The following is a 22,139-nucleotide window of genomic DNA, read 5'->3' as shown; positions in this document are numbered from 1 at the left end:
ATGGCAGACAGCACGCTCGCCGTCGTGATCCTGGCGGCAGGCCAGGGCACCCGCATGAAGTCCCGCACCCCGAAGGTCCTGCACCGCCTCGCCGGGAGGCCGCTGCTCGGGCACGTGCTCGACACGGCCGCCTCGCTCGACGCGGCGCACGTCGTCACCGTGGTGCGCCACGAGCGCGACCGGGTCGCCCAGGCCGTCCTCGAGCACACGCCCTCCGCGCTGGTGGTGGACCAGGACGAGACGCCCGGCACCGGCCGCGCGGTCGAGCAGGGCCTCGCGGCGCTCCCGGAGTCCTTCGCCGGCACGGTCGTCGTGCTGAGCGCCGACGTCCCGCTGCTGGACGCGCCGACCCTCCGCCGCCTGCTCGACGAGCACCTCGCCGCGGCGAACGCGCTCACCATGCTCTCCTGCGTGCTCGAGGACCCGACCGGCTTCGGCCGGATCGTCCGCGGCGCCGACGGAGCCTTCGCCTCCATCGTGGAGCAGAAGGACGCCAGCCCCGACGAGCTCGACCTCACCGAGATCAACGCCGGCGTCTACGCCTTCGACGCCGCCGCGCTCCGCTCGGTCATCGGCGCGATCGGCACCGAGAACGCTCAGCGGGAGAAGTACCTCACCGACGCCGCCGCCGCGCTCAAGGCCGCCGGCCGCGCGATCGAGGCCGTCCCTGTGCAGGACCGCTGGCTCGTGGCCGGGATCAACGACCGCGCCCAGCTCGCCGACGCGGCGCTCGAGCTCAACGCGCGCATCGTGCGCCGCTGGCAGCTCGAGGGCGTCACGATCCAGGACCCGGCGACCACCTGGATCGACGTGGACGCGGTCCTCGCCCCGGACGTCGAGATCCTCCCGGGCACGCAGATCAAGGGCCCGACCGTCATCGCCACCGGCGCGGTCATCGGCCCGGACACCACGCTCGACTCCTGCGAGGTCGGCGAGGACGCGGTCGTGAAGCGCTCCGACGCGACGCTCGCCGTGATCGGCGCGAAGGCCCAGGTCGGCCCGTTCTCGTTCCTCCGCCCCGGCACCGTGCTCGGCGCCCGCGGCAAGATCGGCACCTACGTCGAGACCAAGAACGCCGTGATCGGCGAGGGATCGAAGGTCCCGCACCTCTCCTACGTCGGCGACGCGGTCATCGGCGAGGAGTCGAACATCGGCGCCGGCTCGATCTTCGCCAACTACGACGGGGTGAGCAAGGCGTCCTCCGTGGTGGGCTCGCACGTGCGTGCGGGGTCGCACAACGTCTTCGTCGCCCCCGTTAGAATCGGTGACGGAGCGTACACGGGCGCCGGCACGGTCATCCGCAAGGACATCCCCGCCGGAGCCCTCGGGATCACCGTCGCTCCGCAGCGCAACATGGCCGGGTGGGTGCAGACCCACCGTCCGGGCACCGCAGCGGCCGACGCCGCCGAGGCGGCCCTGGCGTCGGATCCCACCGGATCCGACCAGGCGCCCACCGGAGGAAGCGGAGCACAGTGACCGGCATCACCGCCAGCAACAAGAAGAGCCTGGTCCTCGTCTCGGGGAGGGCGCATCCGGCACTGGCGGAGGCGGTCGCCGCCGAGCTCGGGACCGAGCTCGTCACGACCGAGGGGCGCACCTTCGCCAACGGCGAGCTCTACGTCCGCTACGGCGAGTCGGTCCGCGGAGGCGACGTGTTCGTCCTCCAGTCGCACACGTCCCCGATCAACGAGTGGCTGATGGAGCAGCTGATCATGGTCGACGCGCTCAAGCGCGCCTCCGCCAAGCGGATCACCGTGGTCGCCCCGTTCTACCCCTACGCGCGCCAGGACAAGAAGGGCCGCGGCCGCGAGCCGATCTCGGCCCGCCTCGTCGCGGACCTCTTCAAGGCGGCGGGAGCCGACCGGATCATGTCGGTCGACCTGCACGCGGCGCAGATCCAGGGCTTCTTCGACGGCCCCGTCGACCACCTCTTCGCGATGCCGGTGCTGCTCGAGCACTTCCGCGAGAAGCTCGACCCCTCGACCCTCACCATCGTCTCGCCCGACATGGGCCGCGTCCGCGTCGCCGACATCTGGAGCGACAAGCTCGGCGTCCCGCTGGCGATCATCCACAAGCGCCGCGACCCGAAGGTCGCCAACCAGGTCTCCGTCCACGAGATCGTCGGCGAGGTGAAGGGCCGCGTCTGCCTCCTCGTCGACGACCTCATCGACACCGGGCGCACCATCGCGAAGGCGGCCGAGGCGCTGAAGAAGGCGGGCGCGATCGGCGTGGTCGTCGCGGCCACCCACGCCGTCTTCTCGGACCCGGCGGTCGAGCTCCTGAGCTCCGAGTTCATCGACTCGGTCGTCGTCACCGACACTCTGCCGCTGCCGCCGGAGAAGACCTGGGACCGCCTGACGATCCTGCCCATCGCTCCGCTGCTGGCCCGCGCCATCCACGAGGTCTTCGACGACGGCTCGGTGACGTCGATGTTCGACGGCGACGCGTAGGACCCCGCGCCCCGGGTGCGCCCTGCACGGCGCACCCGGGTCCCGCCCCGGCTCCACCGCCTAGGGTGAGGCCGTGCCCCAGCGCTCGGATGCGACCCTCGCCCTGGTGGCGGTCTTCCTGGTCTGGTCGCCGGCCGCCGCCGCAGCGGGCTGGTGGCTGCTCCTCGGGCTCGCCGTCGCTGCGGCCGCCGCGGCCCTGAGCGCCGTCGCCGACGCCGGGCGCACCGTCCACGACGGCCCCTCCTCCGAGTGGCTCGGGATCGTCGGGCGCGCCTTCGCCTCGGCCGCGCTGGCCCTGACCGCGGCCCAGTCGGTCCTCGGGGGAGCGGCCCGGCCCCTGGCCGTCCTGCTGCTCGTGGCCGTCGCGCTCTTCGGCCTGCGCGGCGGGCGCCTCCCCGCTCGCCCGGTCCTGCTCCTCGTCGGTGCGGTCGTCGTCCTGCTGGCCGCCGCCGCCGTGATCGTGCTGGTGTCCCCTCCGGACCCCGCGCCGCTCGACCCGCTGCGCGACGGAGGGCCGCTGGGAGCCGGCACCGCCGCGGCCCTGCTCCTGATCCTCCTGCCGACCTCCCGCTCCGGCGCGGTGACGGCTCTCCGCCCAGCCCTGCTGCGCATCGGGATCGCCACGGCGGCCGCCGCCGCGCTCGCCACCGGTCTGCTCCTGGCGGCCGGTCCCGAGGTCCTCGCGTCCTCGGAGACCCCCCTGAGCGCTGTCACCCGGGGCACGCCCGCGTCCGGGCTCGTCGGGGCCGCCGCTGTGATCGCGGTCCTGCTCGCGCTCCTCGACCTCGGGAGGAGGGATGCGCGCGCCCTCGTGCGTCTCGCCGACGCAGGGGAGATGCCGGCGGTGCTCGCCGCCAGGAACCGCAGGACCGGCGTGCCCGCGGCGGCCCAGCTGGTCCTCTGCCTGGTCGCCGTGCTCGCGGTCGTGATCCTCGACGCCGACGCGCTGCTCGCCTTCGCCGTGGCCGCCCTGCTGGTGGCGACCATCGTGCGGCGCCTCGACCACGGAGCGGCCGGGGCGAGCGGCCCGGCCCTCGCGTCGGCCGCGGTCTCGCTGCTGCTCCTGCTCGCCCTCCCGGCTGCCACGGCGGCCGCCGCAGCGGTGCTCCTGGCGGCGCTCCTGATCGCGCGGGCGTTCCGGAGCTGAGGGGTCAGCCGGCCCGGGCGTCGAGCGCCCGCTCGGGGAGCCGGACGCCACCGCCCGGCTCCGCTGACGACGGGGGAGCTCCCTCCGCGACGAGCAAGGCGCCCCCGCCCGAGGATCCGAGGATCCTGCAGGCGGGGGCGCCTTCCCGTGCGACGCGGGTCAGTGCGTGGAGGGGTCCTGCTCGACCTCGGTGCGATCGCCCGACCACAGTGTGTGGAAGGTGCCCTCCTTGTCGACGCGCTTGTAGGTGTGCGCTCCGAAGAAATCGCGCTGGCCCTGCACGAGAGCGGCCGGGAGGCGCTTGGAGGCGAGCGAGTCGTAGTACGACAGCGCGGCGCCGAAGCCGGGGATCGGCACGCCCGAGAGCGCGGCGGTCGAGACGATGCGGCGCCAGGCGGCCTCGCCGTTGGCGACGGCCTCGGCGAAGTACGGGTCCTCGAGGAGGGTCGTGATGCCGGCGTTCTCGTCGTAGGCGTCGACGATGCGGTTGAGGAACTGGGCGCGGATGATGCAGCCCGCGCGCCAGATCTTGGCGACCGCTCCCTTGTCGATCTCCCAGCCGTACTTCTCGGCCCCGGCGATGATCGCGTCGAAGCCCTGCGAGTAGGCGACGACCTTGGAGGCGTAGAGCGCGGCGCGCACGTCGTCCTCGAAGCCCTCGTACTTCTCGACCGGGGTCGGGCGCGAGGTGACGCGGGCCTGCACGGCCTCGCGCTGCTCGGGGTGGGAGGACACGGCACGGGCGAAGACGGCCTCGGCGATGCCGCCGACGGGGACGCCGAGGTCGAGCGCGTTCTGCACGGTCCAGACGCCGGTGCCCTTCGAGCCGGCCTGGTCGAGGACGACGTCGATGAAGGGCTTGCCGGTGTCGGCGTCGACCTGGCGGAGCACCTCGGCGGTGATCTCGATGAGGTACGACTCGAGGTCGCCCTTGTTCCAGGCGTCGAAGACCTCGGCGATGGCGGCGGGCTCGTGTCCGCCGACGGTGCGGAGCAGGTCGTACGCCTCGGCGATGAGCTGCATGTCGGCGTACTCGATGCCGTTGTGGATCATCTTGACGAAGTGGCCGGCGCCGTCGGTGCCGATGTGGGTGACGCAGGGCTCGCCCTCGGCGACCGCGGCGATCGACGAGAGGATCGGGCCGAGCGTCCTGTAGGACTCGACCGAGCCGCCGGGCATGATCGACGGGCCCTTGAGCGCGCCCTCCTCGCCGCCGGAGATGCCGGTGCCGACGAAGTGGATGCCGGTCTCGCGGACGGCCTTCTCGCGGCGGATGGTGTCGGTGAAGAGCGCGTTGCCGCCGTCGACGATGATGTCGCCGGGCTCGAAGACCTTCGTCAGCTGCTCGATCACGGCGTCGGTGCCGCGGCCGGCCTGGACCATGATGATCGCGGTGCGCGGGGTGGCGAGCGAGGCGGCGAAGTCCTCGATGGTCTCGGACGCGACGAAGCCCGCCTCCGGGTGCTCCGTGATGAGGGTCTCGGTGCGGCCGTAGGAGCGGTTGAACACCGCGACCGTGTTGCCCTCGCGGCTGGCGAGGTTGCGGGCGAGGTTCGAGCCCATCACCGCCAGACCGACGACTCCGATGTTGGCTGTGGCGGTGGGCTTGTCAGACACGGTTCTCCTCGACGTTCGCGTTCAGGGGCGAGCCCAGGCTAGCCCCGGGTCGCTCCGGGGAGCCCGGGTCCGAGCCGTCTCCCGGCTGCACATCGGTCGTGCGGCGCGCGCACGGTCTTGCGCGCGCCGCGACGACCGCGACCGGAGCCGGTCAGGCGCCGTGGCCGAGGGGGACGCGCTCCGACGGGATCGGCGGCGGCGGGGGAGTGCCGTCGCCGAACGGGCGGCCGCCGAGCTCCTCGCGGCGCGAGGGGACGAGCCAGCCGGAGAGGTCCGGGCCCTTGGGGACGACGCCGGTCGGATTGATGTCCCGCTGCACCTCGTAGTAGTGCGACTTGATGTGGGTGAAGTCGATCGTGTCGCCGAACCCCGGAGTGGCGAAGAGGTCGCGGGCGTAGCCCCAGAGCGCGGGCATCGCCGACAGCAGGTTCCGGTTGGCCTTGAAGTGGCTGTAGTAGACGGCGTCGAAGCGGGCGAGCGTCGTGAAGAGCCGCACGTCCGCCTCGGTGATGGTGTCGCCGACCAGGTAGCGGCGGGTGCTCAGCCGCTCCTCCAGCCAGTCCAGCCGCGCCCAGAGGCGGTCGTAGGCCCGGTCGTAGGAGCGCTGCGAGCCGGCGAAGCCGCACTTGTAGACGCCGTTGTTCACGTCGTGGAAAACCAGCTCGGCGATCTCGTCGATCTCCTCGCGGTGCTCCTCGGGGTAGAGGTCGGGGGCGCCGTCGCGGTGGAACGCGGTCCACTCGGTGGAGAAGTCGAGCGTCATCACCGGGTAGTCGTTGGTGACGACCTGGCCGCTCGGGATGTCCACGAGGGCCGGGACGGTGATCCCGCGCGGGTAGTCGGGGAAGCGGGCGAAGAACGCGTCCTGGAGGCGGGGGATGCCCAGCACCGGGTCGACCCCGCCCGGATCGAGGTCGAAGGTCCAGCTGCGCTTGTCGTGGGTGGGCCCGCAGATGCCCATCGAGAGGGCGTCCTCGAGCCCGAGCAGGCGCCGCACGATCACGGCGCGGTTCGCCCACGGGCAGGCGCGGGAGACGACGAGGCGGTAGCGCCCGGCCTCCACCGGGTACCCGTCGCGGCCGTCGGCGGTGATCCGCGTCGGGATGTAGTTCGTGTCGCGGTGGAAGCCGTTCTTCTCGACGTAGGAGCCGAAGTCGTCGCTCGTCATACCCGCACGGTAGGCGGTCCGCCTGGACGTCCGGCTCCGAGTCCGGCGGCGCGACCGCCTGCTGGCGGGCGGCCGCGATGCCGGGTAGGATCGGCAGCTGAACTTCGGCGAGGGATGCACGTGCATCCGTGATCGACGCGGTGGAAGCAGGCGAGGCCCCCACGGGGCGCCACGGACTTCTCCTCACGCTGACATGCGTTCGAGTCGACAAACCGTCCGTGGCCGCAGGCCACGACCCGATCCGGTGGCGTGCGCGCCGCCCAAGGAGAACATCATGGCTGAACTGACCAACAAGGTCGTCGTCGAGGTCCGCACCTCGTTCGGCAAGGGCGCCGCCCGCAAGATCCGCGCGCAGGACAAGATCCCCGCGGTCCTCTACGGTCACGGCACCGAGCCCCAGCACCTCACCCTCCCGGGCCACCAGGTGCTCCTGCTCACCCGCAAGGCGAACGCGATCCTCGAGCTCGACATCGAGGGCGCCGCGCAGACGACGCTGGTGAAGGACATCCAGCGCGACCCGGTGCGCCAGATCATCGAGCACATCGACCTCGTCGTCATCAACAAGGGCGAGAAGGTCGAGGTGGACATCCCCGTGCACGTCGAGGGCGACGCCGCTCCCGGCACCCTCGTCTCGATCGAGTCGAACACCCTCTCGCTCGAGGTCGACGCCACGCGCATCCCGCAGAACATCGTCGTCTCCGTCGAGGGCCTCGAGGCCGGCACGCAGATCACCGCCGCCGACGTCACGCTCCCCGAGGGCGCCACGCTGGTCACCGACGCCGAGGTGCTCATCGTCAACGTCACCGCCGAGGTCGAGCAGGACCTGGGCGAGGACGACGAGACCCCGGCCTCGGGCGACGTCGTCGCCGAGACCGCGGAGTAGTCCGCACCACCCCGGGAACGGGCCCGCTCGCAGCCGCGGCGGGCCCGTTCCGCGTCCGGCGGGGACCCCCCCCGCCGCCCCCGAGGAAGAGGAACGACATGGGTGACACCTGGCTGGTCGTCGGACTGGGCAACCCGGGCGCGCAGTACGCGCGCAACCGGCACAACGTCGGCCAGATGGTGCTCGACGAGCTCGCGACGCGGATCGGCGGCTCGTTCCGCCGGCACAACCGCGCCAACGCCGTGGTCGCCGAGGGCTTCCTCCGCCCGGGCGGACCGAAGCTCGTGCTGGGCAAGCCCAACAGCTTCATGAACCTCTCCGGCGGGCCGACGGCGCAGCTGCTCGACTTCTACTCGGTCGACCCGGCGCACCTGATCGTCGTGCACGACGAGCTCGACATCTCCTTCGACACCCTGCGCCTCAAGCAGGGCGGCGGTCACGGAGGGCACAACGGCATCCGCGACATCCTCGCGGCGACCGGAGGAGCCGAGTTCCTGCGCGTGCGGGTCGGCATCGGCCGCCCGCCGGGCCGCCAGCAGGCCGCCGACTTCGTGCTGAAGGACTTCGCCGGCCCGGAGCGCGAGGCGCTCCCGATCCTGGTCTCGGACGCCGCCGACGCCGTCGAGCTCATCGCCGACTCCGGCCTCTCCGCCGCCCAGCTGAAGTTCCACACCAGCGCCTGACCCGCCCTCCACCGAGGGCACCCCGGACGGCGAGGGAGACCGCAGCGCCGAGCTCCCTCGACGGTTCGGGGTTCCCTCGGCGGTCGGCCCGCGGGGCGGCCGTAAACTGGACCCGTGCCCCTCAACGAGATCATCTCGGCGCTGTCGCGCGCCTCCACGTTCGACGATGCTCTCGCGTACGCGGTGCGGGACGCCGACTTCTCGGTGGCCGACGGCCTCCGGGTCCCCCTGCTCGCGGGCCTGATCGAGAGGCGCGCGGAGGCGGGACGCCCGCAGGCGGCGCTGGTGGTCACGGCCACGGGCCGCGACTCCGAGAACGTGCGCGCCTCCCTCGGCTGCATGCTGCCGGACGCGGACGTGGTCGAGTTCCCGGCCTGGGAGACGCTGCCGCACGAGCGCCTCAGCCCGAGCGCCGAGATCGTGGGGCGGCGCCTGGACGCGCTGCGGCGGATGAAGCAGTGGTCCGGCGAGCGGCCCCTCGTGGTGGTCGCCTCCGTGCGCGCGGCGCTGCAGCCGGTCGCCGACAACCTCGCCGACATCGAGCCGATCCGACTCGTGAAGGGCGCCCGCGGCTACGACCTCGGCCGCATCTCGGCCGAGCTGGTCGACCTGGCCTACGCCCGGGTCGACATGGTCACGCGCCGCGGCGAGTTCGCCGTGCGCGGTGGCATCCTCGACGTCTTCCCCGCGGTGGCCGAGCATCCGAGCCGAGTGGACTTCTTCGGCGACGAGGTCGACTCCATCCGCGGCTTCTCCGTGGCCGATCAGCGCTCGCTCCCGGGCGAGGCCGACTCGGTGGTCCTCCCGCCGAGCCGCGAGCTGCTGCTGGTGCCCGCGGTGAGGCAGCGGGCCCGCGAGATGCTGCACGAGTTCCCGAGCCTGTCGGCGATGCTCGCGAAGATCGCCGAGGGCATCCCGGTCGAGGGGATGGAGTCGCTCGCCCCCGCGCTGCTGGAGCGGCTGGTCCCGATCTCGCACTACCTTCCCTACGGTGCGGCCGTCGCGGTCCTCGCCCCCGAGCGCGTGGCGACGCGGGCGATCAGCCTCGCCGAGACGAACCGCGAGTTCCTGCAGGCGGCCTGGAGCGCGGCGACCGCCGGCGCCGAGGCCCCCATCGACCTCGCCTCGGGCGAGTTCATCTCGCTCGGCGCGCTCCGCGACTCCGTGAAGCTCAGCGCCCCGGGCGCCGACGCTCCCGACCACCCCTGGTGGACGATGAGCACGTTCCGCCAGGGCCCCGCCGCGGGCGAGGCCGAGGTGCTGCCGGAGGAGCTCGGGATCGACGAGATTCTCGCCGTCCGCGTCGAGGGCGAGCCGGTCCCCGGCTTCGGAGCGAGCGTCGAGGGCGCCCTCGCCCACGTCCGCGCGCGCCTGGCCGACGGCTGGACCGTGGTCCTGACCGCGCCCGGCACCGGCACGGTCGAGCGCACCGACCAGGTCCTCGCCGAGCACGAGGTCGCCGCCCGCATCGTCGCCGACCTCCCCGCCGGGCTCGAGACGGGCCTGGCCTACGTGGTGCAGGCCTCCGTCGATCACGGCTTCGAGGTGGAGGAGGCGAAGCTCGCCCTGCTCACCGACACGGAGTTCTACGGCCGCACCGTCGGCTACGACTCCCGCGCGGTGAAGAAGCTCGCGTCGCGCCGCAAGAACGTCGTCGACCCGCTGCAGCTCACGCCCGGCGACTTCGTGGTGCACGCCACGCACGGCATCGGCCGGTTCGTGGAGCTCTCTCAGCGCGAGGTCTCCAGCGGGGGCCGCAACGCGATCAAGACCCGCCGCGAGTACCTGGTGCTCGAGTACGCCCCCAGCAAGCGCGGCTTCCCCGGCGACAAGCTGCTCGTCCCCACGGACCAGCTCGACCTGCTCTCCCGCTACGTCGGCGGCGAGGCTCCGGCGCTGAGCAAGATGGGCGGAAGCGACTGGGCGCAGGCCAAGAGCAAGGCCCGCCGCGCGGTCCGCGACATCGCGGTCGAGCTCGTGAAGCTCTACTCCGCCCGGATGGCCTCCCGCGGGCACGCGTTCCCGCCGGACACCCCCTGGCAGCGCGAGCTGGAGGAGGCGTTCCCGTTCGCCGAGACCCCCGACCAGCTCACCGTCATCGACGAGGTCAAGGCCGACATGGAGCGGCCGATCCCGATGGACCGCCTGCTCTCGGGCGACGTCGGCTTCGGCAAGACCGAGGTCGCCGTGCGCGCCGCGTTCAAGGCGATCCAGGACGGGAAGCAGGTCGCGATGCTCGTGCCGACCACGCTGCTCGTCCGCCAGCACCTCGAGACGTTCCAGGAGCGCTTCGCCGGCTTCCCCGTCCACCTGCGGGCGCTCAGCCGGTTCCAGAGCGCGAAGGAGTCGAAGGAGACGATCGAGGGCCTGGCCGACGGCACCGTCGACATGGTCATCGCGACCCACCGGCTCCTCAGCGACAACATCGTCTTCAAGGACCTCGGCCTGCTCGTGATCGACGAGGAGCAGCGCTTCGGCGTCGAGCACAAGGACAAGCTCAAGGCGCTGAAGAAGAACGTCGACATCCTCTCGATGAGCGCCACGCCCATCCCGCGGACGCTCGAGATGGCGGTGACCGGCATCCGCGAGATGTCGACCCTCGCGACCCCGCCGGAGGAGCGCCACCCGATCCTCACCTTCGTCGGCCCTTACTCCGAGAAGCAGGTGTCGGCCGCGATCCGCCGGGAGCTCCTGCGCGAGGGCCAGGTGTTCTTCGTGCACAACCGCGTCTCGACGATCAACCGCGTCGCCTCGCAGCTCGCCGAGCTGGTGCCCGAGGCGCGGATCGCGGTCGCGCACGGCAAGCTCAGCGAGTCGCAGCTCGAGCGGATCATCGTCGACTTCTGGGAGCGCAAGTTCGACGTCCTGGTGTCGACGACGATCGTCGAGACCGGCCTCGACATCCCGAACGCCAACACGCTGATCGTCGACCGCGCCGACAAGTACGGTCTCTCGCAGCTGCACCAGCTGCGCGGGCGGGTCGGCCGCGGCCGCGAGCGCGCCTACGCCTACCTCCTCTACGACGAGACGAAGCCGCTGAGCGAGACCGCGCACGACCGGCTGCAGACCCTGGCCGCCAACTCGGACCTCGGCGGCGGCATGCAGATCGCGCTGAAGGACCTCGAGATCCGCGGTGCGGGCAACCTCCTCGGCGGCGAGCAGTCCGGGCACATCCAGGGCGTGGGATTCGACCTCTACCTGCGGATGATCGGCGAGGCCGTCGACACCTTCCGCGGCGAGGTCGCCGAGGGGCAGACGGAGCTGCGGCTCGAGCTGCCCGTCGACGCGCGCATCCCGGAGGAGTACGTCGACAGCGAGCGGCTGCGCCTGGAGGCGTACCAGAAGCTGTCGGCCGCGTCGTCGCCGACGGCGAAGGAGGGGAGCATCGACCTCGTGGTCGAGGAGCTGACCGACCGCTACGGTGAGCTGCCCGAGGCGGTCGAGAACCTCATCCTGGTGTCGAGGCTGCGGATGCGCGCGCAGAAGGCGGGCCTCAGCGACGTGGTCGCGATGGGCTCGAACGTCCGCGTGGCTCCCGCTCACCTGCCCGACTCGATCCAGGTGCGCCTGCGCCGGATGTACCCGACCGCGAAGTACCTGCAGCAGGCCGACGCGGTCGTCGTGCCGATGCCCGTGCTCGACGGCGTCCCGCTCGGCGACCGGGCGCTCATCCAGTGGGTGGCGTCGCTCCTGGACTCGCTGTTCCCGGAGCCGGTCACCGTCTGAGGTCCTCGGGGCGGCGCTCCCCGGTGGAGCGCCGCTCCGCTCCGGCGGCCGTCGCCGCTGCGGGAGGGCCCGCTGGCAGGATGGAGGGCATGCCGCTCCTCGCCGCCCGACGTCCCCGTGAGCCGGAGCCGCTCGCCGGCCCGCTGGTCGCCGTCCGCGGGGTCGCGGTGCGCGCCTCGGGGGTCGAGCTGCTCGCCCCGTGCTCGCTCGAGGTGGAGGCGGGGGAGGGCGTCGCGGTGACGGGCCGCAACGGCACCGGCAAGACCACGCTCCTGCGGGTGATCGCCGGCCTCACCGCTCCGAGCGAGGGAGTCGTGGCGGTGGCCGGGCGCGCCCCGGAGGAGCGCTCCGCCGCCCACCGCCGCGCCGTCGCCGCCCTGATCGGCACCCCGCCCTTCGAGCGGGATCTGACCCTCGAGGAGCACCTCGCGATGGTGGCCGTCTCGTGGGGGGCGCCGGTCGCCGACGCCCGCCGCGAGGCCGCGGCTGGTCTCGACGCGCTCGCGCTCGCTCCGCTCGCCCGCCGCTTCCCGCACGAGCTCTCCTCCGGGCAGACGCAGCTGTTCTCCCTCGCGCTCGTGCTGGCCCGTCCCTCCGCGGTGCTGCTGCTCGACGAGCCGGAGCAGCGGCTCGACGTCGAGCGGGTGCCGCTGGTGGCGGAAGTCCTGCGGCGCGCAGCCGCGTCCCGGGCACTCGTCGTCGCGACCCACAGCCCTGTGCTGATCCAGGGTCTGGGCGCGCGGGTCGTCGAGCTGGAGCGGGCGTGACGCGCGCGGAGAGGGCTCGCGTCGCCGAGGTGCGGGCTCTGCACCGGCACCGCGCCGCGGCTCCGCCGAGTCCGCGCACCTACGCGGGCTACCTCGCCGCGATGACCGTCCTCGTCGTCGTCCTCCCCGTCGCCCGGGCCCTCGCGCTCCTCGCTGCCGAGGCGGGAGCCGTGCCGGAGCCGCTGATCGCCCTCGCCGCGGGTCTCGCCCTGCCCGCCGCCGTGCTCCTGGGCCGGGTGCGCGGACCCGCGGTGGGCGAGCCGCACACCACGGCCGTGCTGCTCGCGACCGATCTGCGCCGCTGGTCGGTGCTCCGCCGACCCGTGGTCCGGGCGTCGGCCGGTCTCGTGGCGTGCTGCTCCGCCGTCGCGTCGCTCCTCGCCCTCGCCGCCTCCGCGCCGCTCCTCGCGGCCGTCGCCGGCGGCGCCGCGTTCGCCGGCCTCGTCGCCGTCGCCTGGCTCGCCGGTCAGTGCCTCCCCTCGCGCCTCCCCGCGCTCGCGGCGGGCCTCCTCGCCTCCCTCGCGGTCCTCGGGGCCCTCCTGCCCGGTGCGCCCACGCCGGGCGGCCTCCTCGCCTCAGCCGTGAGCGGAGCGGAGGAGGTGCGCGCCGCGACCGTGCTGCTCGCGTCGGCCGCGGTCCTCCTGGCCGCGGCGCCCCGGCTGCTCGACGCCGCGCGCGGGCCTCGCCTCCTCGCCCAGGCCCGGCAGTGGTCGGCGACCACCCGGCTCGGAGCGACGGGCGACCTCGCCGAGTCGCTCGACGGGTACCGCGCCCTCCCGGCGATCGGGCGGGGGCTCCGAGCGGTCCGCCTCTCCCCGTTCGCCCTCGCGGTGCCGGTGCGCGACGCGATCGGCGCGCTGCGCACTCCCGGCCGCTCAGCGGTCGCGGTCGTCGCCCTGGCCGTTGCCGGCGCCGCCGCCGTGCTCGCCGCGGTCGTGCCGTCCTCCCTCCTCGCACTCCCGGCCGCCGCGGCGGGCGTGCTCGCCTACCTCGGCGCCGGCGTCTGGAGCGACGGCTTCCGCCACGCCGCCGCGACAGCGGGGCAGCCGGCGCTCCTCGCCCCCGGTCCGTTCGAGCTGCTCCTCCTGCACGCCGTGCTCCCTCTGGTGCTCGCGGTCGGAGTCGCGGTGCTCGGCGCCCTCGCCGCCTCGCTGCTGCTCCCGGGCGCGGCGGTGCCGGTGGCCGCCGCGACCGCCGTCGCCGCCGTCGCCGCGCGGGCGATGGACGCGACCCGGGGTCCGCTGCCGCCGCAGCTGCTCAGCCCGGTGCCGCTCCCGATCGGGGACGGCGCGGGAGTCGCGGTGGTCCTCTGGAACCTGGCGGGTGCACTGGTCAGCGCCTCGATCGCGGTGTCCGTCGCGGCGTCATCCGGCCTCCTCGCCGCGGTGCCGCTCGTCGCCGGCGGCTGCCTCCTCGTCGCGCGGCGGCGTCTCGCGCGGGCCTGAGGCTCCCGGGCGCCCGCGCCGCCCCGATGTCCGCGGAGGCGGCCGGACCGGATGCGAGGATGGCGGGGTGACCGCGCATCCCCGGCTCGACGAGCTCATCCGCACCGTCCACGTCCTCCGCGCCCCGGGCGGCTGCCCGTGGGACGCCGAGCAGACCCACGAGTCGCTCGTGCGCTACCTGATCGAGGAGTCGCACGAGCTCGTCGACGCCATCGAGGCGGGGGACCGGGCCGACCTGATCGAGGAGCTCGGCGACGTCCTCTACCAGGTGCTCTTCCACGCCGACCTGGCGGCCGAGAGCGCCGAGCCCTTCACCATCGAGGACGTCGCGGCGCACATGAACGCCAAGATGATCGGCCGCCACCCGCACGTCTTCGGCGACGCCACGGCCGAGACGGCCGACGACGTCATCGCGGTGTGGGACGAGCTCAAGCGCACCGAGAAGCCGCACCGCACCAGCGTGCTCGACGGGATCCCGCAGGGCATGCCCGCCCTCGCGCTCGCCGACAAGGTGATCGGCAAGGCGACCTCGCTGGGCGTCGTGGACGCCGGCCAGGGCCCTCTGCCCATCGAGTCGGAGGAGGACCTCGGCCCGCTGCTGCTGGCCATCGTCGCCTCCGCCCGCGCCCAGGGGCTCGACGCCGAGCGCGCGCTCCGCACGGCGACGCGCGACCTGCAGGACGAGATCCGCGCGGTGGAGCAGGAGCGGCGCGCGGACTGAGGCGTCCGCCGGCCCGCCCCGGCCGATCTGGGAGAATCGCCGTCATGGCCTCCCCGATCACCCCGCCCCGCGGCATGCGCGACTTCCTCCCCGCCGACAAGGCGAAGCGCGAGCACGCGCTCGGCGTCATCCGCCGCGTGTACGCCTCCCACGGGTTCGACGAGATCGAGACGCCCGTGGTCGAGGACTTCGACCGCCTCCACTCCGGGCTCGGCGGCGACAACGAGAAGCTCGCCTTCAGCGTCCTGCGCCGCGGGCTCACCCGCGACGACCTGGCGGCGGTCGACGACGCGTCCGCCCTCGCCGACCTCGGCCTGCGCTTCGACCTCACGGTGCCGCTCGCCCGCTTCTACGCCTCGCACCGCGCCGAGCTGCCGGCCGTCTTCCGGTCGGTGCAGATCGCGCCGGTGTGGCGCGCCGAGCGCCCGCAGAAGGGGCGGTACCGCCAGTTCGTGCAGTGCGACATCGACATCATCGGCGAGCCCGGGCAGCTGGCCGAGGTCGAGCTCATCACGGCGACCGCGGCGGCGCTCGACGCGCTGGGCCTCGAGGAGTGCACCATCCGGATCAACGACCGCCGCATCCTCACCGGCATCCTCGAGCACTGCGGCTTCGCCCCCGAGCGCTTCGGCCCGGCGCTGATCTCGATCGACAAGCTCGACAAGATCGGCGCCACCGGAGTCGTCGCCGAGCTCGAGGCCGACGGGCCGGACGCGGCCGCGGTCCTCGGGGGCTACCTCGCGCGGATCGAGCAGGCGGTCGCCGCCGGGGGAGTGGCGCTCGAGCAGTCCGCGATCCTCGACGTGCTGCCCGAGGGCATCGACCCGGAGGCGGTGCTCGCGCTCGAGACGCTGGCCCGGTCGCTGCGCTCGCTGCCCGCCGGCGTCTCGCTCCGCTTCGACCCGACGCTCGTGCGGGGCATGGGCTACTACACCGGCACGATCTTCGAGATCGCGCACCCGTCCTCGGGCTCCTCGGTCGGCGGAGGCGGGCGGTACGACGGGATGATCGGCCGCTTCCTCGGTCAGGACGTGCCGGCCTGCGGCTTCTCGATCGGCTTCGAGCGGATCGTCGAGCTGATCGGCGGTGCCGTCGTCGAGCGTCCCGACGCCGTCGTCCTCGTCCACGAGCGCGACGCGGCGCCCGAGATGCTGCTCGCGCTCAAGCAGGAGCTGATCGCCCGGGGCTCGCGCGTGCGCCTCGAGCGCCGGGCGAAGAACCTCACCCCGCTGCTGGACCGCGCGGCCGCCGCGGGCTTCACGCGCTTCGCGCTCGTTCCGCGGGACGCCGCCTCCGCCGCCGACCTCTCCTTCAAGGACCTCGGCTGAGCCGCGCCGGCGGCGCCGGGTGAGCGTCGCCGGCTGCCTGCGCTGAGCCGCGCCCGCGGGAGGGGCCGGGGCCGTCCTGTCGGGCCTGAACTGGGTCTCAGCCGATCCGTCAGGGGATCGTGTCGATCTGGTCGGAACCTTGTCGGATCCGTGAGAGCCTTAATACCCGCGAAATCTGCGGACACACCCGAGAAATCTCCCCCGGATAGCGTCGAGGCACCCGATCGGCGCGGCTTGGCGCGCCTGCACGGGCACCCCGTCGCGACCCCGCGCACCGCACCGCAGCAGCCCTGACGATCCCCACCCGAGGAGTCCCCTTGACCCTGTCGCCCCTCCGCTCCCTCCCGGCCTTCGACCGCCGCAGCCTCCTCCGCCTGGCGGGTGTCGCCGGCCTCGCGATCGGCGGCGCCTCCGTCCTCGCCTCCTGCGCCTCCGACTCCTCCGGCGCGTCCGCTGCGGACGGCGGCGACCTCGGCACCCTCAAGGTCCAGCTCTCCTGGATCAAGAACGAGGAGTTCGCGGGCGAGTTCTTCGCCGACTCGAAGGGCTACTTCACCGAGGCCGGCCTCGCGGGAGTGACGCTCACCCCCGGCCCCTCGACGGGCGTGGCCGAGCTCCTCTCGGGCAGCGCGGACGTCGCGCTCAGCGACGCCGTCTCGATCGGCACCGCGATCGCCCAGCAGGAGGCCCCGCTCAAGATCATCGGCGCGACCTACCAGAAGAACCCCTTCACGGTCCTCTCGATCAAGACCGCCGGCAACATCGCCACTCCGGCCGACCTCGCCGGGAAGAAGATCGGCGTCCAGGCCTCGAACACCTCCCTGTTCCAGGCGCTGCTCGCCGCGAACGGCCTCTCCGAGTCCGACCTCACGGTCGTCCCCGTCGAGTACGACCCCTCCGTGCTCGTCAACGGCACCGTCGACGGCTTCATCGCCTACCTGACGAACGAGGCCATCACGGTCGCGGCCGAGGGCTACGAGGTCGTCAACCTGCCCTTCGCCGACAACGGCCTCCCCTTCGTCGCCGAGACCTTCTCGGTGTCGGAGCAGGCGATCGCCGAGAAGCGCGACGCTCTGAAGGCGTTCCTCGTCGCCGAGATCAAGGGCTGGACCGACGCGGTCAACGACCCGGAGGCGGGCGCGATGCTCGCCGTCGAGAACTACGGCAAGGACCTCGGCCTCGACGAGGAGTCCTCCAAGAAGGGCGCCACCATCCAGGCCGAGGAGCTGGTCGTCTCGGACGAGACGGTCTCGAACGGCCTCTTCACCATCTCCGAGACGCTGCAGTCCGAGACCATCGCGTCCCTCGCGGGCGCGGGGATCGACGTCACGGCCGAGGACCTCTTCGATCTGACCCTCCTCGACGAGGTCTACGAGGAGAACCCCGAGCTGATGAAGTACGCGGCCTGATCCTGATCCACGAAGGGCACCACTCGTGACCGACACGACCGACGCCGGCACCCTGCGCGACCAGGGTGCCGGCGGCACCGGCATCCAGATCCACGGCCTGTCGAAGACGTTCCGGATGGGCTCGCGCAGCGTCGCGGCGCTGCAGGACACCGACCTCCACACCGACCAGGGCAGCTTCCTCGCCCTGCTCGGCCCGTCGGGGTGCGGCAAGTCGACCATCCTGCGCATCCTCGCGGGGCTGGAGGAGCCGACGTCCGGCTCCATCCGGGTCGACGGCCGGACCCCCCAGGAGCTGCGCCGCGACAACAAGCTCGGCATCGCCTTCCAGGACCACGCGCTCCTGCCGTGGCGCAGCGTCATGGCGAACATCCGCCTGCCGTTCGAGATCGCGGGCAAGAGCGTCGACCAGTCCTACATCGACGAGCTGATCGACCTCGTCGGCCTCCGCGGCTTCGAGAAGGCCAAGCCGGCCCAGCTCTCGGGGGGCATGCGCCAGCGCGTGTCGATCGCGCGGTGCCTGATCCTCAAGCCCGAGGTCCTGCTGCTCGACGAGCCGTTCGGCGCCCTCGACGACATGACGCGGCAGAAGCTCAACCTCGAGCTGCTGCGGATCTGGACCGAGAAGCCCGCCACGACGCTCCTCGTCACGCACGGCATCTCGGAGGCGATCTTCCTCTCGGACCGCGTCGCGGTGATGAGCCCGCGCCCGGGACGGGTGAAGGAGATCATCGACATCGACCTGCCCCGCCCGCGCACCCCCGAGATGCAGCGCACCCCCGAGTTCCACGCCTACGTCGACCAGGCCTCCGAGCTGCTGTTCGGCGACGGCGGCGCGGCCGCGGACGACCGCGTCTAGGAGGCATCGTGGCCACCACGCTCCCCGCGGCCCCGCGCCGCGCCCGGTCCCTGCCTCCGTGGCTCACCGGGCTGATCGGCGTCGCCGCGATCGTCGCCGTCTGGTGGATCGTGGCGCTCGTCACCGCGCCCACCGGCGCCGCGACCTACGCGCCCGTCCCCACTCCCGTGCAGGTCGTGCAGACCGCGATGGAGGACGGCGCCGGCTTCTACTGGCGCAACTTCTCCGTCACGATCGGCGAGGCGGCCGTCGGCTACTTCTGGGGCAACCTCCTCGCGCTCGTGCTCTCGGCGCTCGTGCTGGTCCTGCCCTGGCTGGAGGGGGTCGTCTCGCAGCTCGCGGTCATCACCTACTGCGTGCCGATCGTCGCCATCGGAGCGATCGTGCTGCTGATCCTCGGCGGTGCGGACGCTCCCGGGAAGGCGAGCGCGACGGCGATCTTCCTGGCCGGCCTCTCGGTGTTCTTCACCACGGTCGTCGGCAGCCTGCTCGGGCTTAAGGCGGCCGACAAGGCGGCGCTCGACGTCGTCACGGTCTACGGGGGCTCGCGCTTCACTCAGCTGCGCAAGGTCCGCCTGATCGCGGCGCTGCCCAACATCCTGTCGGCGCTGCAGATCGCGGTGCCCGCGGCCTTCCTCGGCGCGATCCTCGGCGAGTACTTCGGCAAGATCGAGACGGGCGTGGGCCCGATCCTGGTCGCAGCGCAGGTCTCGCTGAACTCGCCCCGCGTCTGGGCGCTCTTCCTCCTCTGCGCGGGCGTCGCGCTCCTCGGCTACGGCATCGTCGGACTGATCGGGCGCCTCATCGCGCCCTGGTCCTCCGGAAAGCGGGCATGACCATGACGACCACCGTTCCCGACCGCACGGAGCAGTCCACGGCCACGTCGATCCTCGCGGTCGACGAGCTGCGGCGCCAGCTGCGCACGGCCGCCCTCGGCGCGACCCTCAAGAGCCTGCGCAAGAGCCTGCTCGTCGCCCTGTCGACGATCGTGATCGTGCTGGCGATCTGGATCGGCGTGGTCCTCTTCAGCGGGGTCTCGCCCTACGTGGTCAAGGGCCCGTGGGACGTCTGGCAGCACCTGGTGACCGATGCGAAGGCCGCGGAGCACCGCGCCGAGCTGGGCGGCCTCTTCGCCGTGACCATGGGCGACGCACTGATCGGCTTCGCGGCCGGCCTGGTCGTGGCGATCCTCGGCGCGATCCTGTTCCGCCTGTCGAAGGGCATCGAGCACGCGCTGATGCCGTTCGCGATGCTGCTGCGCTCGGTGCCGCTGATCGCGATGGCGCCGCTGATCATCCTGGTCTTCGGGACCGGCTCGATCGCCTCGGTCGCGGTCATCGGCGGGATCGTCGTCCTGTTCCCCGCGCTGGTGACGATCGCCTTCGGCCTCAACAACGCCTCCCCGCAGATGCTCGACGTGGTCGCGGTCTACGGCGGCAGCACTCTCACCGCGATCCGCAAGGTGGCCATCCCCGGCTCGCTGCCCTCGCTCTTCGCCGCGATCCGCATCTCGGTGCCCGGAGCGATCACGGGCGCGCTGCTCGCCGAGTGGCTCTCCACCGGTGCGGGCATCGGCGGGGCGATCAACGCCTGGTCCGCCCAGGCCCGGTTCGCGGACGTCTGGTCGGCGGTCGTGCTCGTGACCGGCGTCTCGCTCGTGCTCTACATGCTCGTGCAGGTGCTCGAGACCTTCGTCCTCTCCCGGATGTCCCTCTCCCTCACCTGACCCCGTCGCTTCCCCCTTCCGCGGGACGCCACTCGAGTGCGGCTCGCACGGTGGGTCGCATACCCCGGTGGTGTCTCGCGGGAAGGGGGAGGGCAGGGGGAGCGGAGCGACGGGGCCGGGTCAGACGGTGACGATCGCGTCGACGCGGTGGCCGGCCAGCACCTCGCGGCCGCCGAGCCCGTCGAGCTCCATGACCACCGCGATCCCCTCGAGGCTCCACCCTGCGCGCTCGATCAGGCGGCGGCTCGCGTCGAGCGTGCCCCCGGTCGCCAGCACGTCGTCGACCAGCAGCAGCCGCGAGCCGCGGGGCGCCGCGTCCTCGTGCACCTCCAGCATCGTCTCGCCGTACTCGAGGGTCGCCTGCTCGCGCAGCACGGCCCGCGGGAGCTTGCCGGGCTTGCGGATGGTGACGACGCCGAGACCGGCCGAGTAGGCGGCCGCTGCGGCGAGCAGGAAGCCGCGCGCCTCCACGCCCGCGATCGCGTCGATCCGGCCGCGGTAGGGCTCGATCAGCGCGTCGGCCACCGCCCGCAGGGCCTCGCCGTCGCCGAAGACCGGCGTGAGGTCGCGGAACAGGATGCCCGGGCTCGGGAAGTCCGGGACGACGGCGGTGAGACGGTCGACGTGGTCGGCGGCGGTCGTGGTCACGGGGAACCTCCGGGTCGGCGGGTGCGCCCGGGCCGTCCGGCGATCGGGCCCTGGGAGTCTACGACCGGCTGCGGTCTCCTGCGCTTCGGAGGCGGTCAGTAGACTCCTTCCCGACCGCTCCCGTCTCCGGGAGCCCACCCGTCAAGAGGAGATAGTTGTGGCCCTTATCGAGGCAGTCGTCGCCCGAGAAATTCTGGACTCCCGTGGCAACCCCACGGTCGAGGTCGAGGTCCTGCTCGAGGACGGCGCGTCCTCGCGAGCGGCCGTCCCGTCCGGCGCCTCCACCGGCGCGTTCGAGGCGTACGAGCTCCGCGACGGCGACTCCGACCGCTACCTCGGCAAGGGCGTGCAGAAGGCCGTCGACGCCGTCATCGACGAGATCGGCCCGGCCATCGAGGGCTTCGACGCCACCGACCAGCGCCTCGTCGACGCCGAGCTGATCGAGCTCGACGGCACCGAGAACAAGTCCCGCCTGGGCGCGAACGCGATCCTCGGCGTCAGCCTCGCCGTGGCCAAGGCGGCCGCGCAGTCGTCGGACCTCGACCTGTTCCGCTACGTCGGCGGCCCGAACGCGCACACCCTGCCCGTGCCGCTGATGAACATCATCAACGGAGGCGCGCACGCCGACACCGGCGTCGACATCCAGGAGTTCATGGCCGTCCCGCTGGGCGCCGAGTCCTTCTCCGAGGGCCTGCGCTGGGGCGTCGAGATCTACCACGCGCTCAAGGCGCAGCTGAAGAAGGCCGGCTTCGCCACCGGCCTCGGCGACGAGGGCGGCTTCGCCCCCGACCTGCCCACCAACCGCGAGGCGCTCGACTTCATCCTCAAGGCCGTCGAGGCCGCCGGCTTCACCCCCGGCAAGGACATCGGGCTCGCGCTCGACGTCGCCTCCTCGGAGTTCTACGAGGACGGCGCCTACACGTTCGAGGGCAAGAAGCTCTCGGCCGAGGAGCTCTCCTCCTACTACGCCGACCTCGTCGCCAACTACCCGCTGGTCTCGATCGAGGACCCGCTGGACGAGGACGACTGGGCCGGCTGGACCCACCTCACCGCGGCCATCGGCGACAAGGTGCAGCTCGTCGGAGACGACCTGTACGTCACCAACCCGGTGCGCCTCGCCCGCGGCATCGCCGAGAAGGCCGGCAACTCGATCCTGGTCAAGGTGAACCAGATCGGCACGCTCACCGAGACGCTCGACGCCGTGGCCCTGGCCCAGCGCAACGGCATGACCGCGATCCTCTCGCACCGCTCCGGCGAGACCGAGGACACCACCATCGCCGACCTCGCGGTCGCGGTGGACGGCGGCCAGATCAAGACCGGCGCCCCGGCCCGCTCGGACCGCGTCGCGAAGTACAACCAGCTGCTGCGCATCGAGGAGATCCTGGGAGGTGCGGCGACCTACGCGGGTCGCTCCGCCTTCCCGCGCTTCTCCGCGTAGTCTCGGCACGCCGGACCGGCCCCGGAGCCCAGCACCTCGGTGCGGGCGCCGGGGCCGCTCCACTTCCCCCGCCGCGATCGAGGAGGCACCCGCCCATGGCCCGTCCGCCGGGAAGAAGCGAGGAGCC

General features: G+C 72.9%; 18 protein-coding genes. 15 read left to right on the top strand and 3 right to left on the bottom strand.

What is annotated here, in order from left to right; genetic code table 11:
* The 3 genes from glmU to C5C44_RS10020 all read left to right on the top strand — a co-directional run bounded on the left by glmU (window position 1) and on the right by C5C44_RS10020 (window position 3,597).
* Window positions 1-1,476, top strand: coding sequence for a bifunctional UDP-N-acetylglucosamine diphosphorylase/glucosamine-1-phosphate N-acetyltransferase GlmU (gene glmU, locus C5C44_RS10030; RefSeq protein ID WP_104335812.1), 1,476 nt, complete (start codon window positions 1-3; stop codon window positions 1,474-1,476).
* Complete coding sequence (locus C5C44_RS10025) at window positions 1,473-2,450, top strand: ribose-phosphate diphosphokinase (RefSeq protein ID WP_104222342.1); 978 nt, start codon at window positions 1,473-1,475, stop codon at window positions 2,448-2,450. The genes glmU and C5C44_RS10025 overlap by 4 nt, the downstream gene beginning before the upstream one ends.
* Window positions 2,451-2,523: 73 nt before the next feature.
* Window positions 2,524-3,597, top strand: a complete 1,074-nt coding sequence (locus C5C44_RS10020; protein WP_104335781.1) for a hypothetical protein — start codon at window positions 2,524-2,526, stop codon at window positions 3,595-3,597.
* A 159-nt stretch (window positions 3,598-3,756) separates the two neighbouring features.
* Here the strand turns inward: C5C44_RS10020 and gndA are convergent, their stop codons facing one another.
* Window positions 3,757-5,214: an NADP-dependent phosphogluconate dehydrogenase gene (gndA, locus tag C5C44_RS10015; RefSeq protein ID WP_104262854.1), complete on the bottom strand. Its 1,458-nt coding sequence runs from the start codon at window positions 5,212-5,214 to the stop codon at window positions 3,757-3,759.
* 151 nt (window positions 5,215-5,365) lie between these two features.
* Window positions 5,366-6,382, bottom strand: a complete 1,017-nt coding sequence (locus tag C5C44_RS10010; protein ID WP_104226929.1) for a glutathione S-transferase family protein — start codon at window positions 6,380-6,382, stop codon at window positions 5,366-5,368.
* A 274-nt stretch (window positions 6,383-6,656) separates the two neighbouring features.
* On the opposite strand from C5C44_RS10010, the gene C5C44_RS10005 reads away from it, so the two are divergent.
* From C5C44_RS10005 to C5C44_RS09955, 11 genes are all read left to right on the top strand, one after another.
* Complete coding sequence (locus C5C44_RS10005) at window positions 6,657-7,265, top strand: 50S ribosomal protein L25/general stress protein Ctc (protein ID WP_104238997.1); 609 nt, start codon at window positions 6,657-6,659, stop codon at window positions 7,263-7,265.
* Window positions 7,266-7,363: 98 nt separating this feature from the next.
* Window positions 7,364-7,948: an aminoacyl-tRNA hydrolase gene (gene pth / locus C5C44_RS10000; protein ID WP_104262853.1), complete on the top strand. Its 585-nt coding sequence runs from the start codon at window positions 7,364-7,366 to the stop codon at window positions 7,946-7,948.
* 114 nt (window positions 7,949-8,062) lie between these two features.
* Window positions 8,063-11,674, top strand: a complete 3,612-nt coding sequence (mfd, locus tag C5C44_RS09995) for a transcription-repair coupling factor (protein ID WP_104335780.1) — start codon at window positions 8,063-8,065, stop codon at window positions 11,672-11,674.
* Between the two features lie 89 nt (window positions 11,675-11,763).
* A complete protein-coding gene (locus C5C44_RS09990) occupies window positions 11,764-12,441 on the top strand; it encodes an ATP-binding cassette domain-containing protein (RefSeq protein WP_104272839.1) in 678 nt (225 codons plus the stop codon).
* Complete coding sequence (locus tag C5C44_RS09985; RefSeq protein ID WP_104324662.1) at window positions 12,438-13,886, top strand: hypothetical protein; 1,449 nt, start codon at window positions 12,438-12,440, stop codon at window positions 13,884-13,886. Before C5C44_RS09990 ends, C5C44_RS09985 begins: the two co-directional genes overlap by 4 nt.
* Before the next feature lie 67 nt (window positions 13,887-13,953).
* Complete coding sequence (locus C5C44_RS09980; RefSeq protein WP_104222356.1) at window positions 13,954-14,607, top strand: MazG family protein; 654 nt, start codon at window positions 13,954-13,956, stop codon at window positions 14,605-14,607.
* A 44-nt stretch (window positions 14,608-14,651) separates the two neighbouring features.
* Window positions 14,652-15,935: a histidine--tRNA ligase gene (gene hisS, locus C5C44_RS09975; protein ID WP_104248104.1), complete on the top strand. Its 1,284-nt coding sequence runs from the start codon at window positions 14,652-14,654 to the stop codon at window positions 15,933-15,935.
* A gap of 317 nt (window positions 15,936-16,252) precedes the next feature.
* Complete coding sequence (locus C5C44_RS09970; RefSeq protein WP_258066712.1) at window positions 16,253-17,344, top strand: ABC transporter substrate-binding protein; 1,092 nt, start codon at window positions 16,253-16,255, stop codon at window positions 17,342-17,344.
* A gap of 115 nt (window positions 17,345-17,459) precedes the next feature.
* Window positions 17,460-18,200 (top strand): ABC transporter ATP-binding protein, encoded by a 741-nt coding sequence (locus C5C44_RS09965; RefSeq protein ID WP_104222373.1) that lies wholly within the window; start codon window positions 17,460-17,462, stop codon window positions 18,198-18,200.
* A gap of 8 nt (window positions 18,201-18,208) precedes the next feature.
* Window positions 18,209-19,036 carry an ABC transporter permease gene (locus C5C44_RS09960; RefSeq protein WP_104319413.1) on the top strand — a complete coding sequence of 276 codons (828 nt, stop codon included), beginning with the start codon at window positions 18,209-18,211 and terminating at the stop codon, window positions 19,034-19,036.
* A gap of 2 nt (window positions 19,037-19,038) precedes the next feature.
* A complete protein-coding gene (locus C5C44_RS09955) occupies window positions 19,039-19,926 on the top strand; it encodes an ABC transporter permease (RefSeq protein ID WP_244230660.1) in 888 nt (295 codons plus the stop codon).
* A gap of 120 nt (window positions 19,927-20,046) precedes the next feature.
* On the opposite strand, the gene C5C44_RS09950 is transcribed toward C5C44_RS09955, so the two are convergent.
* Window positions 20,047-20,574 (bottom strand): adenine phosphoribosyltransferase, encoded by a 528-nt coding sequence (locus C5C44_RS09950; RefSeq protein WP_104222360.1) that lies wholly within the window; start codon window positions 20,572-20,574, stop codon window positions 20,047-20,049.
* A gap of 157 nt (window positions 20,575-20,731) precedes the next feature.
* Between C5C44_RS09950 and eno the strand changes: the two genes are divergently transcribed.
* Window positions 20,732-22,012 (top strand): phosphopyruvate hydratase, encoded by a 1,281-nt coding sequence (gene eno / locus C5C44_RS09945; protein WP_104222361.1) that lies wholly within the window; start codon window positions 20,732-20,734, stop codon window positions 22,010-22,012.
* Window positions 22,013-22,139: the final 127 nt, after the last annotated feature.

The sequence above is a fragment of the Rathayibacter sp. AY1F6 genome (assembly GCF_002932035.1).
Classification (GTDB): Bacteria; Actinomycetota; Actinomycetes; order Actinomycetales; family Microbacteriaceae; genus Rathayibacter.
The sequence above is the reverse complement of the archived record's forward strand: the minus strand, read 5'-3'. Positions and strand labels throughout refer to the sequence as shown.